Below are 13,843 nucleotides of genomic sequence, written 5' to 3' on the forward strand. Positions count from 1 at the left end.
CCTCCCCCAAGGCGTCAATCAAGTCGTATCCAATAACGAGGAGTTCCCTCCATGATGCATTTTCGTCATTTGACCCTGGCCGTCGTGGCCACCCTGGCCATCGCCCCGTCCGCCTTTGCGCAGGACGCCACCACCGAAACAGGCGGCAAGCGCTTCGCCGTGGTCGGCGGCTACGCGCTGTCGGAGCCGACCAAGAATCCGGAGATCGCCGGCGCCCGAGCCCACGTCGACGGCGATGCCGCCGCGACGCTGAGCGCGAGCTACTACGTCACCGACAACATCGCCATCGAAGCGTGGGGCGCGGCCGACAAGTTCGGCCATCGCGTCAGCACGCCCAATGGCAAGATCGCCAGCATCGACAGCCAGCCGTACGCGCTGAGCGGCCAGTACCACTTCGGCAGTTCGGCCAACCTCGTGCGTCCGTTCGTCGGCCTGGGTTACTTCGAGGCCAACGTCGACGGCGAGAAGGCCGAGCCGACCGGCGCACTGGCCGGCCAGCACATCGGCGTTGAAACCGCCAAGGGCGCGATGGCCACCGCCGGTGTCGACGTGAACATCACCCCGACCTGGTTCGCGCGCGCCGACGTGCGCTACATGCACGACACCACCGGCCAGCCGGACGTGAAGGTCGACGGCGCCAAGGTGGGCAAGGCCGAGCTGAATCCGGTCGTCCTGGGTGTCGGCATCGGCGCCCGCTTCTGACGTCTGCAGCAACTGCACCGGCAACGGGCCCCGCGCGGGCCCGTTGTTTTCTTCACGCGTCGATGACAACGCGGGGCGGCCGCCGCTCCGGGGCCTCGCGGCGTTCACGCTGCGATCACCGCCCGCAGTTAGGGTCGCGGGTGTTTCCTAAAGGCAGGAGTTACGCATGACGACCAAGCTCGATAAACCGCTGCGTCGCGAGATCCAGATCGAGGATCGCCCGTACACGCTGACCATCGATGCCGATGGCCTGAAGCTGGTGGAGAAGGGGCGCCGCAACGGCCAGGAAGTGCGCTGGGCCGACCTTGTCGGCGGCAATACCGCACTGTCGGCCGCACTGAGCGCCAGTACCGAGAACTGACCACAGTACGTCGCGGCACCGATCGAATCGACGGCGCGGCTCGCCTGGCCGCGCCATCGACCGTCAGGCCGTCAGGGATGCTCGGCTTCCGCGTGCACCCGTTCGCGCTTCAGCAGGTACAGGCCACTGGCGACGATGATCCCGGCGCCGAGCCAGGTGATCGCATCGGGCAGGACGCCCCACAGGGTCAGGTCCAGCAACACGCCCCAGATCAGGGCGGTGTATTCCAGCGGCGCGATCAGCGACGCCTCGCCCATCCGGAACGCTTCGGTGATCGCGTACTGGCCAAGCGCGCCGGCCACGCCCACCCCGGCGATCAGCCACAGGTCCCCGCTGCGGATGGGCACCCACTGCGGCCAGGCCAGCACGCCGGCGCCGACCGCGATCATCGCCATCAGCCACACCATCATCGACTGGGTGCTGTCGGTGCGCGCCAGGATGCGTACCGTGATCGCGCTGACCGAGTACATCAGCGCCGCCACCAGCACCGCCAGCGCGGCCAGGCTCACCAGGCCTTCGCCGGTGGGCCGCAGCAGCACCAGCACGCCGATCAGACCGACGCCAATGGCGGTCCAGCGCCGCGGCCCGACTTTCTCGCCCAGGAACGGCACCGACATCGCGGTGATCAGCAGCGGCGCGACGAAGAAGATCGAGTACGTGGTCGACAGCGGCATCCGGCTCACCGCGTAGACGAACGCGGCCATCATCGCCACGCCCAGCACGCCGCGCAGCAGGTGCAGCGACCAGCGCACCTTCAGCAGCGGCGCCACGCCGACCGTGGCCAGCGCCCACACCAGCACCAGCGGCAGCGAGGCCGCGCCGCGCAGCGAGGCCACCTGGAACGCCGGGTAGTGCGCCGAGAGCTGCTTGAGACCTGCGTCCATCATCGCGAACAGCGCGACGGCGACCAGCATCGTCAGCATGGCGCGGATCTGGCGCGGGTTGTGGCCGGTGGGCACGGTCAACTGCCCTGCGACGCCCAGCGGCCGATGTCGATCACGAAGCGGTAGCGCACGTCAGCCTTGAGCATCCGCTCGTAGGCCTCGTTGACCTGCTCGATGCCGATCAGCTCGATGTCGGAGGCGACGCCATGCTCGGCGCAGAAATCCAGCATCTCCTGCGTTTCGGCGATGCCGCCGATCATCGAACCGGCCAGGCGCCGGCGCCGCCGGATCAGGGTTCCGGCCGACACCGCCTGCGGTGCCTCCGGGATGCCGAGCAGGACCATGGTGCCGTCGAGCTTGAGCAGCTCCAGGTAAGCGTTGTAGTCGTGTTCGGCGGAGACGGTATCGAGGATGTAGTCGAACTGCTGTGCCAGCGTCTTGAAGGCGGTGCCGTCGCGGGTGGCGGCGAAATGCTTCGCACCGAGCGCCAGCGCATCGCCGCGCTTGGACTCCGACGTGCTCAGCACCGTGACCTCCGCGCCCAGCGCCACCGCCAGCTTGACGCCCATGTGCCCCAGTCCGCCCAGGCCGACCACGGCGACCTTGTCGCCTGCCTTGACGCCGAAGTGCTTGAGCGGCGACCAGGTGGTGATGCCGGCGCACAGCAGCGGCGCGGCACGGTCGAGCGGGATCGACGGCGGTATGCGCAGCACATAGGCCTCGTCGACGGTGATGCGGGTGGAGTAGCCGCCGTAGGTCGGCCGCGACTTGTCGAAGCGGCGGTCGCCGGGATTGCGCTCGAAGCTGTTGTAGGTGCCGCTCATGCCCTGCTCGCAGAACTGCTCCTCGCCGGACCGGCAATTGGCGCAGCTGCGGCAGGAGTCGACGAACACGCCCACGCCGACGTTGTCGCCGACCTTGAACTTCGCCACCTGCGTGCCGACGCTGGCGACCCGGCCGACGATCTCGTGGCCGGGCACCATCGGGAAGCTCGAACTGCCCCACTCGTCCCGGGCCTGGTGGATGTCGGAATGGCAGACGCCGCAGTAGAGGATGTCGATCAGTACCTCGGTCGGCCCGGGCTCGCGGCGCTCGATGGTGAAGGGGGCGAGCGGCGAACGGGCATCCTGCACGGCGTAGGCGGGCGTCTTGAGCATGGCGCTTCCAGGCATCTTTCAGGCACGAGTGGGCCGCCAGTCTAGCCTCCACCGGCATTGCGCCGCGCGTGCGCAGGCGCAACGCAGCGTGCCGTGGCTGCGCGGCGACGCAGCCTGCGCTAACCTTTGCGCCCCCGAATTGGTGTTCTGCTGGAGCCGGCCATGCCTTCTTTTGACGTCATTTCCGAAGTCGACACCCACGAGTTGACCAATGCCGTCGACCAGGCCAACCGCGAGCTCGGCACGCGCTTCGACTTCAAGGGCGTCGATGCCAGGTTCGAGCTCGACGACCAGGTGATCAGCCAATCGGCGCCGAGCGAATTCCAGCTCAAGCAGATGAACGACATCCTGCGTGCGCGCCTGATCGCCCGCGGCATCGATGCGCGCTGCCTGGAGTTCGGCGACGTCGAGACCAACCTGGCCGGCGCGCGCCAGAAGATCACCGTCAAGCAGGGCATCGAGCGCGAGCTGGCCAAGAAGATCCAGGCCGCCCTCAAGGACGCCAAGATCAAGGTCGACAGCCAGATCAACGGCGACAAGCTGCGCGTCAACGGCAAGAAGCGCGACGACCTGCAGGCGGCGATCGCCCTGCTCAAGTCCGCCGAGTACGAGCGGCCGCTGCAGTTCGACAACTTTCGCGATTGAGGTGGCGATGAGCGGCGAAGACCCCATCGTCGCGACCCGGCGCTGGCTCGAACGAGCGGTGATCGGGTTGAACCTGTGCCCGTTCGCCAAGGCGGTGTACGTCAAGCAGCAGGTGCGGTTCGTGGTGAGCGAGGCATCCACGCCGGAGGCGCTGCGCGAGGAGCTCGCATCGGAGCTGGCGCTGCTTGCCGCCACCGAGCCGGAGCAGACCGACACGACCCTGTTGATCCATCCGCGGGTACTGGGCGACTTCCTCGATTACAACGACTTCCTCGACCAGGCCGACTCGGTGATCGCGTTCCTGGGACTGGAAGGCCACATCCAGATCGCCAGCTTCCATCCGCAGTACCAGTTCGCTGGCACCGGTGCCGACGATGTCGGCAACTGCAGCAACCGTTCGCCCTACCCGATGCTGCACCTGCTGCGCGAGGCCAGTGTCGAGCGCGCGGTGGCGGCGTTTCCGGATCCGGAGGTGATCGTGGAGCGCAACATCGCCACGCTGGAGAAGCTGGGCATCGAGGGCTGGCGCAAGTTGATGGAGCCGTAGGGCGCAGGCCTGGGTCCCGGCGTTCGCCGGGACGACGGTGTCGGATCAGCGCAGCGCCGGCTCGATCAGCGTGCGTGCCTGCACCAGCGAATCGACGATCCGATGCCCCAGCGCGCGCGCCGTTTCGTCCGGCACCACCAGGTCCGGCACCTGGATCGGCGTCATGCCCGCGGCGAGTGCCGCGCGCACGCCCGGCACCGAGTCTTCCAGCACCACGCAATGCGCGGGCGCGACGCCCAGGCGTTCCGCCGCCAGCAGGTAGATGTCCGGCGCCGGCTTGGAATGAACGACGTCGCTGCCGGTGACGACCGTGACGAAGTGCGGCAACAGGCCGCACAGCTCCAGCTTCTGAATCGCCCGCTCGCGCCGGGTCGAAGTCACCACCGCGCGCGGGACGCCGCGCTGCGCCAGCAGTGACAGCAGCTCGATCAGGCCCGGCTTGAGCGGCAAGCCGGCTTCGACGTGCGCGTCGTAGCGCGTGCGACACCCCTGCAGCAGCGCCTGCAACCGGTCCTCCGGCAGGATCGCGCGCAGCAGTTCATGGCAGGCGCGATCGGACTGACCAACGAACGACAGCCACAGTGAGTCTTCGACTTGCAGCCCCAGCTCGTCCGCGGTTTCGCGCCAGCATTGCAGCAGCGCGCGCTCGCTTTCGATCATCAGCCCGTCCATGTCGAACAGGACCGCGACCGGGGTGAACTGCACCGGTTCCAGCAGGCTCATGCCGCCGCCCCGAACAGGCGCGCGATGTCGCCGGCATCGAGCAGGCGCCATTGCCCGGCCGGCAGGCCATCCAGCCCAAGCCCACCGATGCGGCTTCGATGCAGCGCGTCGACGTGGTTGCCGGTCGCGGCGAACATGCGCCGCACCTGGTGGTAGCGGCCTTCGGTCAGGGTCAGTGCGGCGTGGCGCGGGTCGGTGACCTGCAGCTGCGCCGGTGCCAGTGGCGTGTCTTCGGATTCGAGCACCAGCGTGCCGCTGGCGAACAAGGCACCCTCGTCACCGCGCAGGTCCTGCGCGAGCGTCGTCTCGTAGACCTTCGCCAGCCTGGCCTTGGGCGAGACGATCCGGTGCAGCAGCGCGCCGTCATCGGTCATCAGCAGCATGCCGGAGGTGTCGCGATCGAGCCTGCCGACACTGGACAGGATCGGCGAGCGCAGGCGGTAGCGCGGCGGCAGCAGGTCGTAGATGACGCGGCCTGGGTCCTTGGTGGAACAGGTGTAGCCGATCGGCTTGTGCAGCATCAGGGTCAGCCCGGCGGGCGGGTCGAGCGGCTCACCGTCGATGCGGATGGCGTCGTGGCCGACCTTGTCGTCGGCATAGAGCACCTCGCCGGCAGGATCGGTGATGCGGCCTTCGCGGAACATCGCCGCGACGTCCTTGCGGCTGCCGTAGCCGAGGTTGGCGATCAGCTTTACCAGCTTCATTTCCAGTTCCTTTCCCTGGCCCTGCCCTTGCTCCTTTCCCTGCGCACAGCGCCGGCCGGCGGCGCGGGCGCCGCGTGCGGCGTGGCCATGGCGGCGATCACCTTGAAGCCGTCGCGCTGGGCCACGGTACGCACGTCGCCGAAATGCACCGCCAGCATCTCCTCGTAGGGCAGATGGCGATTGGCGACGAGCCACAACTGCCCGCCAGGCCGCAACGCCTTCGCGGCGGCAGAAATGAAGGCCCGGCCGATGTCGGGGCGATCGGCGCGACCCTGCGCGTGGAACGGCGGATTGCTGACGATCACGTCGTACTGCTTGTCCAGGCCGCGCGTTACGTCGTGCCAATGGAAGCCGAGCTCGACCCGCGATGCCGATGGCGCCAGGTTGCTGCGCGCCAGCTCGAGCGCGCGTCCTTCGGCTTCGAACAGGTCGAGCGCGGTGATGCCCGGGCAGCGCGCCAGCAGCTCGCTGGCGATGTAGCCGTAACCGGCGCCGAGGTCGGCGGCACGGCCGGCCAATGTCGCCGGAAGCTGTTCCACCAGCAGCCGCGAGGCGGGGTCGATGCGGTCCCAGGCGAACAGGCCGGGCCGGCTGAGGAAGCGGCCCTCGGCGATCGCGCGCGGCGCGTCGGCCTGCAGCCATTGCCTGGCCAGCTCCGGATCGGCCGGACCCTCCATGGGCGCGGTCCAGAACACCCGGCACTTGTGCTTGGACAGGTTCCCGACGGGACCGGCGATGCGCGCCAGATCCGCTTCGCCCGATTTGGCACCTTCGTTGTTGCCCAGGCAGGCCACGACGCGACCGCCCGGTGCGCAACGCGCCAGTGCGCGTGCGAACAATGCCCGCGCCTCGTCACGCTGGCGCGGCGGCAGGACCAGCACCAGCGGGTAAAGCGTCTCGTCGCTGGCATCGACCCGGGTGAGGCCAGAGTGTTCGAGCGCGTCGGCCTCGGGCTTGAAGCTCTGTTCACAGACCAGGCCGGGAAGCGCGCGCTGGTGCAGCGGCCAGCCGTCGCGTGCGCGCAGGAACAGCGCGCCACCTGACGCCGGCCAGGCCAGTACGCCGTCCACGAACGGCAGAAGCAGGGCCTGCAGGGCCGCGTCGTCGCCTTCAGCACGCATGCCGGGCACTCTTGGGGGATTGTGCTGGTGTCATTTCACAATTCTACGCGGCCGCGCGCCGCACTACCGCCAACGTGCAGCAGCTTCATGCCGATTCAACGCTTTGCGCGGCACCATGGAGCCAGATTCAGGCAAGGAGAATGGCGATGCGCGCGCTTTTCGTAGGTGGACTGGTCGATAACAGCGAGCTCGACCTGGACGGCGCCGAACCGCCCCTGCATTACCCGGAGAACACCGGCGCGGGGCAATCACGTTATCGGCTGCACCAGATCGGCATGCGCGAAGGCGAGATCGCCTACGCGGTATACGGGGCCCCGGACCTGCCCACCGACGAGGTCGATCGCGTTGCCAGCGAGCGCGGCTACCCGCGACGGTTCAGCGCCAAGCCGCAGCAGGTGTTCCAGTAGCAGGTGCTCCAGTAGCAGGTGCACCAGTAGCCGGGCTTCGAACCTGGCTGCTCCCGCCTCAGCGGGAGCAGCCGCGCTTCAATCCTGCAACTCCCGCAGCGTCACCGACGGTGGCGCGTCGAGCACGCGCCGCGTGGCGAACATGCCCGCCAGCAAGGCCGCCAGCACGCCGATGGCGGCGCCGGCCGCGGCCAGGCGCCAGTCGGTCTTCCACGGCAGGTCGAACACGCGCGTGGCGATCACGCCGGCGAGCACCGATGCGGCGATGGCGGCGGTCAGGCCCGACAGCAGCCCGATCGCGGCGAACTCCGACGCCTGTGCCAGGCGCAGCTGGCGACGGCTGCCGCCGATGGCGCGCATCACGCCACCCTCCAGCAAGCGTTCGTCCTGGCTGGCACTGACCGCGGCCATCAGCACCAGCAGGCCCGCCGCCAGCGAGAACACGAACACCACCTCGACCACGGTCGACACCTGGTCGGCAGTGCTGCGCACCTGCTTGAGCACGGCATCGATGTCGATCACCGACAGGTTCGGGAAACGCTCGACCAGGTCCGCGGTGAAACGCGTGCGTGCCGGTGGCACGCTCACGGCAGTGATGTGGCTGGCCGGGAAACCATCGAGCGACCCCGGTGAGGCAACCACGAAGAAGTTGGGGCGGAAGCTTTCCCAGTCGACGCTGCGCAGGCTGGTGATCTTCGCCTCGAACGGTTGTCCGGCGATGTCGAACGCGATGCGGTCGCCGATCTTCCAGCCCAGTCGCTCGGCGAAGTCTTCCTCGACCGACACTTCCGGATTGGCGGGCCTGCGCTTGCCCCAGAAGGTGCCGGACGTGATCCGGTTGTCCTCGCGCAGCTGATCGCTGACCGACAGGTTGAACTCGCGTTCGGCCAGTCGCTGCGCGCGCTCGCCCTGCGCCTCGTAATCGGCGCCGGTGACCGCCTTGCCGTTGTGCGAGACCAGGCGGCCGCGGATCATCGGGTACAGCACGGGTTCGGCGATGCCCTGCCTGGCGATGAAGGCGCGTACATCGGCGACCTGGTCGTCCTGCACGTTGATGATGAAACGATTTGGCGCATCGGCCGACAGCGACAGCTGCCAGCGATCGAGCAGGTCGGTGCGCACGAAGGTCAGCAGCAGCAGTGCCATCAGGCCCAGGCCCAGCGCCGACACCTGGGCGATGCTGGCGCCGGCACGCCGGCTGACGTTGGCCAGGCCGTAGCGCAGGCTTCCACGCAGGCGCGAGCGGACGCGGCGGACGACCAGGATCAGCAGCCACGCCAGCAGCGCGAGCACGACCAGCGTCGCCGCGATGCCGAGCAGCATCGACAGTCCGAGCGCAGCCGAGCCGGCCTTCCACCACAGCAATGCGGCCAGTCCGGCGAAGCCGGCGACGGTCACCAGCCACGCGCTCGGCTCGGTCGGGTCGAGGTCGCGCCGCAGCACGCGCAGTGCCGGCACGCGCCGCAGCGCCAGTACGGGCGGTGCGCCGAAAGCGAGCAGCACGATCAGGCCGACGCCATACCCTTGCAATGCCGGCAGCAGGCCCGCCGGCGGAATCGACAGTTTCAGCGCCTGCTCCAGCCAGCCGCCGATCAGCCATTGCAGGCCGAAGGCGAGCAGGACACCCACCGTGCTGGCGATCAGGCCCAGCATCACCAGCTCGCCGACTTGGATGGCGACCAGCGTGCGCTGGCTCGCGCCGAGGCAGCGCATCACCGCCGTGCCGGACAGATGACGCTCGCTGTGCCGGCGCGCCGCCATCGCCACCGCGACCGCCGCCAGCACCACCGATACCAGCGCGGCCAGGCCCAGGAACCGGCCGGCGCGATCGAGCGCGGAGCGGATCTCCGGACGCGCATCGGCAATGGTTTCCAGGCGCTGGCCACGGCCGAGCGCCGGGCGCGCACGCGCAACGAAGCGCTCGACTGCAGCCGCGGGTCCGGCGACGACGAGGCGGTAGCGGATGCGGCTGCCTTCCTGCACCAGACCGGTCGACGGCACATCGCCCAGGTTGAGGAACACCTTGGGTGCGACGTTGAAATAGTCCAGTGCCGCGTCCGGTTCCTGCATCACCAGTGCGGCCAGCTTGAAGCGGGTATCACCGATGGCGATGTCGTCGCCGAGCCGGGCACCGAGCGTGTCGGCACCGGCGCGACTCATCCAGACGGTGCCCTTGGCAGGCACCGCACCGGCATCGCGCTCGACGCCACTGGCGTCGGCGATGCGGAAGCTGCCACGCAGCGGGAATCCTTCGCCGAGACCGCGCAGGTCACCCAGCTGCAGGCGCTCGCCGACGCGGATCATGGTCTGCAGCTCCTGCGTCTGCGTGCGCTGCAGTTGCGGGTCGTCGGCCGCCTCGCGCACCACGCCGGTGATCGGCGTGTCCGCGCGCACCACGGCGTCGCCGCCCAGCAGCCGGTTGGCTTCGATCGCCAGCGCGCGTTCGGCGCGGTCGGTGACGAAACCGACCGCGGTCACGGCCAGCACCGCCAGCACCAGCGCCGCGATCAGGATGCGGACGTCGCCGGCGGCGAGGTCACGCCGCAGTTGCCGCCAGGCCAGTCCAATCTGCCTCATGACGCCACCAGCCGGCCGCTGTCCAGGCGCAGCATGCGGCTGCAGCGCGAGGCCAGGTGCTCGTCGTGGGTGACCAGCACCAGCGTCGTGCCGGCGTCGGCATTGAGTTCGAACAGCAACTCGATGATGGCCTGCCCGGTATGGGTGTCGAGGTTGCCGGTGGGCTCATCGGCGAACAGCAATGCCGGCCGGGTGACGAACGCGCGCGCCAGTGCAACGCGCTGCTGCTCACCGCCGGAGAGCTGGCGCGGGTAGTGGCCCAGGCGCTGCGCCAGGCCGACCTTTTCCAGGATCGTGCGCGCGGCCGATTCGACCTCGCGATCACCGCGCAATTCCAGCGGCAGCATCACGTTCTCGATGGCGGTGAGCGAGGGCAGCAGCTGGAAGTTCTGGAAGACGAAGCCGACCTTCTCGCCGCGCACGCGGGCGCGACCGTCCTCGTCGAGCGTGGAAAGCACTTCGCCGTCGAGGCTCACGCGTCCGCTGCTCGGCGTGTCGAGGCCGGCCAGCAGCGACAGGAGCGTGCTCTTGCCGGAACCGGACGCTCCCACTATCGCCACCGTGTCGCCGCGGCCGATCTCGAAGCCGACATCGTCGAGGATGACCAGCTCGCCCGAGGACAGCATCACGCGCTTGCCCAGGCCTTCGACCTGAAGCGTGGCCGAAGCCGTGGCCGGTGGAGTGGCGCGCAGTTCACGTGAATCGGCCATGATCGTCTCTATGCTTGAAGGGGAAATCACTTTTTCAGCCGGAGCCCGGGTCACGATGTTCACCAAGACATTCGCTGCGATGAAACAAGGATATGCGGCATCGTATCGGCGCGTTCAATGTGCCATCGGATGGGGTGCCGCCCTGGCGCTGGCGCTGGCCCTTGCGACGCCAGCATTGGCACAGTCCACGGCGCGCGCGACGCCGGCGGAGCCGTCGCGCACGGTGCTGGTAATGGGCGATTCACTCTCGGCCGGCTATGGCCTGGCCGCATCGCAGGGCTGGGTGGCGCTGACGGCCGACCGGATCGCAAAGGACCGGCCGCGCTGGCGCGTCGTCAATGCCAGCATCAGCGGCGAGACCACGGCCGGCGGGGCGGCGCGCATTGCCGGCGAGATCAAGCGCACGAAGCCGGCAGTGGTGGTGATCGAGCTGGGCGCCAATGATGGTTTGCGCGGCCTGCCACTGGCGCAGTCGCGCGCGAACCTGGAACGCATGGTTCGCGCATCGAAGGACGCAGGCGCGAAGGTGCTGCTGATCGGCATGCGCATGCCGCCCAACCTCGGCCGCGAATACACGCAGGGCTTCGCTGACAACTACAGTGCGCTGGCCAGGCAGTACAGCGTCGCGCTGCTGCCGTTCCTGCTGGAACCGATCGCACTGGACCGCAATGCATTCCAGGCCGACAACCTGCATCCGGTGGCGAGCGCGCAGCCGAAGCTGCGTGACCACGTGTGGACGCAGCTGGGACCGTTGTTGAAGTAGAGGGGTTTGCTCATCCCGGCGCCCGCCGGGGTTGTGTTCAGAGCTTCAGCACGCCCTTCTCGATGATGGCCTTGCCATCCAGCGTGACCGTGCTGCCGGGCAGGAACGCGATGACGCCATAGGGCACCGAGTTGTCGCCGCCGGCCCAGGTGTTGCTGCCGGTGCCCACGGTGACTGCGCCTGCAGGCACCCAGGTGCCGACCGTGCTGCTGGCAGGCAGCGTGACATTCGGATTGATGCCGAAGTCGACGAAGGCGAACTGGTCCTTGCGTGGGTCTTCGACCGCGTCGTATTCGGCCTTGAAGTCGCCATAGCCCGGGCCGTCGCCGGTCATCGACGTGATCTTGCCGCCGTCGATGGTCAGGGTCAGGTTGTCGATGGGCTTGCCGCGGAAGTAGGTGCGCGTGTGCACCACCTTGCCCTGGGCCGAACCGGGTACCGGCGTGGTGTACACCTCGCCGGCCGGCAGGAACGCCGCCAGCGAGGGGCCGCCCGCCTTCTGGTCGTCAGGCGAAATGATGCCGTCGCTGACCAGCACGCGGCGATCCTTCACCTGCAGCTTCAGGTCGGTGCCGTTGGGGTTGGTGATGTGGAGCTCGTTGCCCGCCGAGATCGCCGCCTTGATCTGCTCGCCCCGGGTCTGCAGCTGCGCATAGTCGATGTTGAGTCCCTTCCAGAACGCATCGGCCAATTGCGCCTCGGTCATGCCGTAGCGTTCGGCGCGCCACGGTGTCGGATACAGGTTGTTGCCGACTTCCACGATCCGCACGCCTTCGTTGAGGAAGGCCTGGCTGACCGCCTCGTCGGCCTTGCCGCGCGCGGCCATGCGCTTGGGGTCGGCGCCTTCGAACAGGTTTTCACTGGTGCCGTTGTTGAGGCCGATCGCGACGTCGGCGATGTCGGCCAGCTCCAGGCCGAGCTTGTCGGTCTGCGAGTCGTACTTGTCCGACACGTCGAAGAACATCCGTCGCGACATGCGGTCGCTGCCATAGGTCACCAGCGGGAAGGCGCCGAGCTTGCGCACCTGCACGGCGATGTTCTCGATCAGTTCGGCGTCCTGCGGGCGACCGCTCACCAGCACGACCTCGCCTTCCTTGACCGCGGCAGATTGCGTCACCAGGCGTTCGGCAAGTTGCTCGAGCTCGGTGGCCGAAGGCCTGGGCACGGCCGTCGCCGTGGCGGCGGCAGGCGCGGTAGCGGTACCCGCTGCAGCGGCCGGCGCATTGGCGGCCTCGTTGCCGGACTGTTTCTGGCAGGCGGCGAGCGCGGTGCAGACGGCGACCGCGAGCGCGGCCGTGACGAGGGAACGGTTCATGGCGGGCCTCGCATGCCCCGGGTGGAGGCCGGGCTGGGAAAGCCAACGCCAACCGCCGGGGTCAACGGTCACCGTACGTCGGCAACCGTCCGTCGGCAACGGCCGTCAGGCAGGGTGTCCTTGGTCGTGGTGCAGCATGCGTCCGCCCCATTGCCATGCCAGCGACAGGCCCAGGCAGACCAGCAGCAGGCCGCCCCACCCGGCCGCCTGCGGCGACGGTTGCGGCCACAGGGCGGCGAAGGCCGACGCCCAGCCGGCGCCGTAGATCGCCACCGCACCGACCGCGGCCATGGCCAGCACCGCGATCAGGATCCGCAGCAGCCAGCCTTCGACCCGCTCGCCGAGGGTCTGCGCAGCCTCGACCCGACGCACGATCTGGGCGGCCAGGTCGTACGGCACCGGCTCCATCGCCGGGGCCCGCAGCGCGCGGGCAATCAGCCGGTACTCGCCAATTCGCGGATCGGCGGGATCGAGCGGAACGCCGCGTCGCTCCTGTTCCATGGCGCGCTCCTGTGCCTGCCACTCGCGCTCCAGGCGCTGGGACTCGGCGGGGAGGCGGTGGTTGCCCAGGGGCTTGCGGTCGTCGGGGGTGTTCATGCGATGGCTCCCATCCGGGCCTGCAGGCGTTCGCGCAGGCGCGCCCGGCTCCGGAACAGATGGCTCTTGATCGTGCCTTCGGCGAGACCGGTGATCCGGGCGATCTCGACGATGGGCACTTCATCCAGGTGATACAGCGTCAGCAGGGTTCGCTGCAAGGGCGGCAGCGCCTCGATTTCCTCGTGCAGGCCGGCGGCGATCTCGGCGTCGGCGCAGGCGCCCTCGAGGTCGAAACCGTCGCTGACCTGATCCAGCAGCGAGAGGCCGTCGTCGTCATCGCCGCTGTCGGCAATGGCGATCCGGCGCTTCTCCAGGTGCCGCTTGGCCACCGAATAGGCGACCTGGCCGATCCACGACTTCAGCGCGCTCTCGCCGCGGTACTGGTGCAGGCACTGGTGCACGCGCAGGAAGGCTTCCTGGCACAGCTCGCGGGTGTCCTCGGGCTGGCGGACCATGCGCTGGATGATGTGCCAGCACAGGCCCTGGTACTCGCGCACGAGCCGTTCGAACGCGCCGGGCACGTTGCCCAGCACGTCCTCGACCAGCTTGCGGTCGTCCGGTGTCACAGCAATCCACCCGTCATGGCTATGTGGATACGCGCAGGGCCGGGATGGTTGCAATCGATTTGCG

General features: G+C 68.7%; 16 protein-coding genes. 6 read left to right on the forward strand and 10 right to left on the reverse strand.

Going from position 1 to position 13,843, the window contains the following annotated elements:
- The first annotated feature begins 51 nt into the window (after positions 1–51).
- Both MNR01_RS09160 and MNR01_RS09165 read left to right on the forward strand, forming a co-directional pair.
- The gene (locus MNR01_RS09160; RefSeq protein ID WP_241917521.1) at positions 52–702 is read left to right on the forward strand and encodes an OmpW family outer membrane protein; all 651 of its coding nucleotides are present in this window, start codon (positions 52–54) and stop codon (positions 700–702) included.
- Between the two features lie 166 nt (positions 703–868).
- Positions 869–1,063, forward strand: coding sequence for a hypothetical protein (locus MNR01_RS09165; protein WP_241917522.1), 195 nt, complete (start codon positions 869–871; stop codon positions 1,061–1,063).
- Between the two features lie 71 nt (positions 1,064–1,134).
- On the opposite strand, the gene MNR01_RS09170 is transcribed toward MNR01_RS09165, so the two are convergent.
- The gene (locus MNR01_RS09170) at positions 1,135–2,022 is read right to left on the reverse strand and encodes a DMT family transporter (protein ID WP_241920576.1); all 888 of its coding nucleotides are present in this window, start codon (positions 2,020–2,022) and stop codon (positions 1,135–1,137) included.
- Between the two features lie 2 nt (positions 2,023–2,024).
- Positions 2,025–3,104, reverse strand: coding sequence for an NAD(P)-dependent alcohol dehydrogenase (locus tag MNR01_RS09175; protein WP_241917523.1), 1,080 nt, complete (start codon positions 3,102–3,104; stop codon positions 2,025–2,027).
- Positions 3,105–3,266: 162 nt separating this feature from the next.
- Here MNR01_RS09175 and MNR01_RS09180 point away from each other — a divergent pair, with 162 nt between their 5' ends.
- Together MNR01_RS09180 and MNR01_RS09185 are read left to right on the forward strand one after the other, a co-directional pair.
- Positions 3,267–3,749, forward strand: a complete 483-nt coding sequence (locus tag MNR01_RS09180; RefSeq protein WP_241917524.1) for a YajQ family cyclic di-GMP-binding protein — start codon at positions 3,267–3,269, stop codon at positions 3,747–3,749.
- Positions 3,750–3,756: 7 nt separating this feature from the next.
- Positions 3,757–4,296: a DUF1415 domain-containing protein gene (locus tag MNR01_RS09185; protein WP_241917525.1), complete on the forward strand. Its 540-nt coding sequence runs from the start codon at positions 3,757–3,759 to the stop codon at positions 4,294–4,296.
- Between the two features lie 45 nt (positions 4,297–4,341).
- Here the strand turns inward: MNR01_RS09185 and MNR01_RS09190 are convergent, their stop codons facing one another.
- The 3 genes from MNR01_RS09190 to MNR01_RS09200 are packed head-to-tail and all read right to left on the reverse strand — an operon-like array spanning position 4,342 to position 6,844.
- Positions 4,342–5,019: an HAD family phosphatase gene (locus MNR01_RS09190; RefSeq protein WP_241917526.1), complete on the reverse strand. Its 678-nt coding sequence runs from the start codon at positions 5,017–5,019 to the stop codon at positions 4,342–4,344.
- Positions 5,016–5,723, reverse strand: a complete 708-nt coding sequence (locus tag MNR01_RS09195; RefSeq protein WP_241917527.1) for a pseudouridine synthase — start codon at positions 5,721–5,723, stop codon at positions 5,016–5,018. Before MNR01_RS09195 ends, MNR01_RS09190 begins: the two co-directional genes overlap by 4 nt.
- The gene (locus tag MNR01_RS09200) at positions 5,720–6,844 is read right to left on the reverse strand and encodes a class I SAM-dependent methyltransferase (RefSeq protein ID WP_241917528.1); all 1,125 of its coding nucleotides are present in this window, start codon (positions 6,842–6,844) and stop codon (positions 5,720–5,722) included. Before MNR01_RS09200 ends, MNR01_RS09195 begins: the two co-directional genes overlap by 4 nt.
- Before the next feature lie 146 nt (positions 6,845–6,990).
- Here MNR01_RS09200 and MNR01_RS09205 point away from each other — a divergent pair, with 146 nt between their 5' ends.
- A complete protein-coding gene (locus MNR01_RS09205; RefSeq protein WP_241917529.1) occupies positions 6,991–7,251 on the forward strand; it encodes a hypothetical protein in 261 nt (86 codons plus the stop codon).
- A gap of 78 nt (positions 7,252–7,329) precedes the next feature.
- Here MNR01_RS09205 and MNR01_RS09210 read toward each other — a convergent pair whose 3' ends face one another.
- The gene (locus MNR01_RS09210) at positions 7,330–9,828 is read right to left on the reverse strand and encodes an FtsX-like permease family protein (protein WP_241917530.1); all 2,499 of its coding nucleotides are present in this window, start codon (positions 9,826–9,828) and stop codon (positions 7,330–7,332) included.
- On the reverse strand, positions 9,825–10,454 hold the full coding sequence (locus MNR01_RS09215) for an ABC transporter ATP-binding protein (protein ID WP_305852249.1): 630 nt from the start codon (positions 10,452–10,454) through the stop codon (positions 9,825–9,827). Before MNR01_RS09215 ends, MNR01_RS09210 begins: the two co-directional genes overlap by 4 nt.
- 31 nt (positions 10,455–10,485) lie before the next feature.
- Here MNR01_RS09215 and MNR01_RS09220 point away from each other — a divergent pair, with 31 nt between their 5' ends.
- The gene (locus MNR01_RS09220; protein WP_241917532.1) at positions 10,486–11,301 is read left to right on the forward strand and encodes an arylesterase; all 816 of its coding nucleotides are present in this window, start codon (positions 10,486–10,488) and stop codon (positions 11,299–11,301) included.
- Between the two features lie 37 nt (positions 11,302–11,338).
- On the opposite strand, the gene MNR01_RS09225 is transcribed toward MNR01_RS09220, so the two are convergent.
- The 3 genes from MNR01_RS09225 to MNR01_RS09235 form a co-directional block, all read right to left on the reverse strand.
- Positions 11,339–12,616 (reverse strand): aminopeptidase, encoded by a 1,278-nt coding sequence (locus MNR01_RS09225; RefSeq protein ID WP_241917533.1) that lies wholly within the window; start codon positions 12,614–12,616, stop codon positions 11,339–11,341.
- Between the two features lie 105 nt (positions 12,617–12,721).
- Entirely contained in the window at positions 12,722–13,213 is a 492-nt protein-coding gene (locus MNR01_RS09230; protein ID WP_241917534.1) for a hypothetical protein, read from the reverse strand.
- Positions 13,210–13,779 (reverse strand): sigma-70 family RNA polymerase sigma factor, encoded by a 570-nt coding sequence (locus tag MNR01_RS09235; RefSeq protein WP_241917535.1) that lies wholly within the window; start codon positions 13,777–13,779, stop codon positions 13,210–13,212. Before MNR01_RS09235 ends, MNR01_RS09230 begins: the two co-directional genes overlap by 4 nt.
- Positions 13,780–13,843 lie beyond the last annotated feature (64 nt).

It is taken from the genome of Lysobacter sp. S4-A87 (genome assembly GCF_022637455.1).
In the GTDB taxonomy this organism is placed as follows: Bacteria; Pseudomonadota; Gammaproteobacteria; order Xanthomonadales; family Xanthomonadaceae; genus Lysobacter_J.

What these genes read in the sequence shown, in the direction of transcription:
- MNR01_RS09215 (WP_305852249.1), bottom strand. Translation starts at nt 10,454, where the DNA reads ATGCTGTCCTCGGGCGAGCTGGTCATCCTCGACGATGTCGGCTTCGAG.
- MNR01_RS09205 (WP_241917529.1), top strand. Translation starts at nt 6,991, where the DNA reads ATGCGCGCGCTTTTCGTAGGTGGACTGGTCGATAACAGCGAGCTCGAC.
- MNR01_RS09160 (WP_241917521.1), top strand. Translation starts at nt 52, where the DNA reads ATGATGCATTTTCGTCATTTGACCCTGGCCGTCGTGGCCACCCTGGCC.
- MNR01_RS09175 (WP_241917523.1), bottom strand. Translation starts at nt 3,104, where the DNA reads ATGCTCAAGACGCCCGCCTACGCCGTGCAGGATGCCCGTTCGCCGCTC.
- MNR01_RS09200 (WP_241917528.1), bottom strand. Translation starts at nt 6,844, where the DNA reads ATGCGTGCTGAAGGCGACGACGCGGCCCTGCAGGCCCTGCTTCTGCCG.
- MNR01_RS09225 (WP_241917533.1), bottom strand. Translation starts at nt 12,616, where the DNA reads ATGAACCGTTCCCTCGTCACGGCCGCGCTCGCGGTCGCCGTCTGCACC.
- MNR01_RS09195 (WP_241917527.1), bottom strand. Translation starts at nt 5,723, where the DNA reads ATGAAGCTGGTAAAGCTGATCGCCAACCTCGGCTACGGCAGCCGCAAG.
- MNR01_RS09165 (WP_241917522.1), top strand. Translation starts at nt 869, where the DNA reads ATGACGACCAAGCTCGATAAACCGCTGCGTCGCGAGATCCAGATCGAG.
- MNR01_RS09210 (WP_241917530.1), bottom strand. Translation starts at nt 9,828, where the DNA reads ATGAGGCAGATTGGACTGGCCTGGCGGCAACTGCGGCGTGACCTCGCC.
- MNR01_RS09180 (WP_241917524.1), top strand. Translation starts at nt 3,267, where the DNA reads ATGCCTTCTTTTGACGTCATTTCCGAAGTCGACACCCACGAGTTGACC.
- MNR01_RS09185 (WP_241917525.1), top strand. Translation starts at nt 3,757, where the DNA reads ATGAGCGGCGAAGACCCCATCGTCGCGACCCGGCGCTGGCTCGAACGA.
- MNR01_RS09230 (WP_241917534.1), bottom strand. Translation starts at nt 13,213, where the DNA reads ATGAACACCCCCGACGACCGCAAGCCCCTGGGCAACCACCGCCTCCCC.
- MNR01_RS09190 (WP_241917526.1), bottom strand. Translation starts at nt 5,019, where the DNA reads ATGAGCCTGCTGGAACCGGTGCAGTTCACCCCGGTCGCGGTCCTGTTC.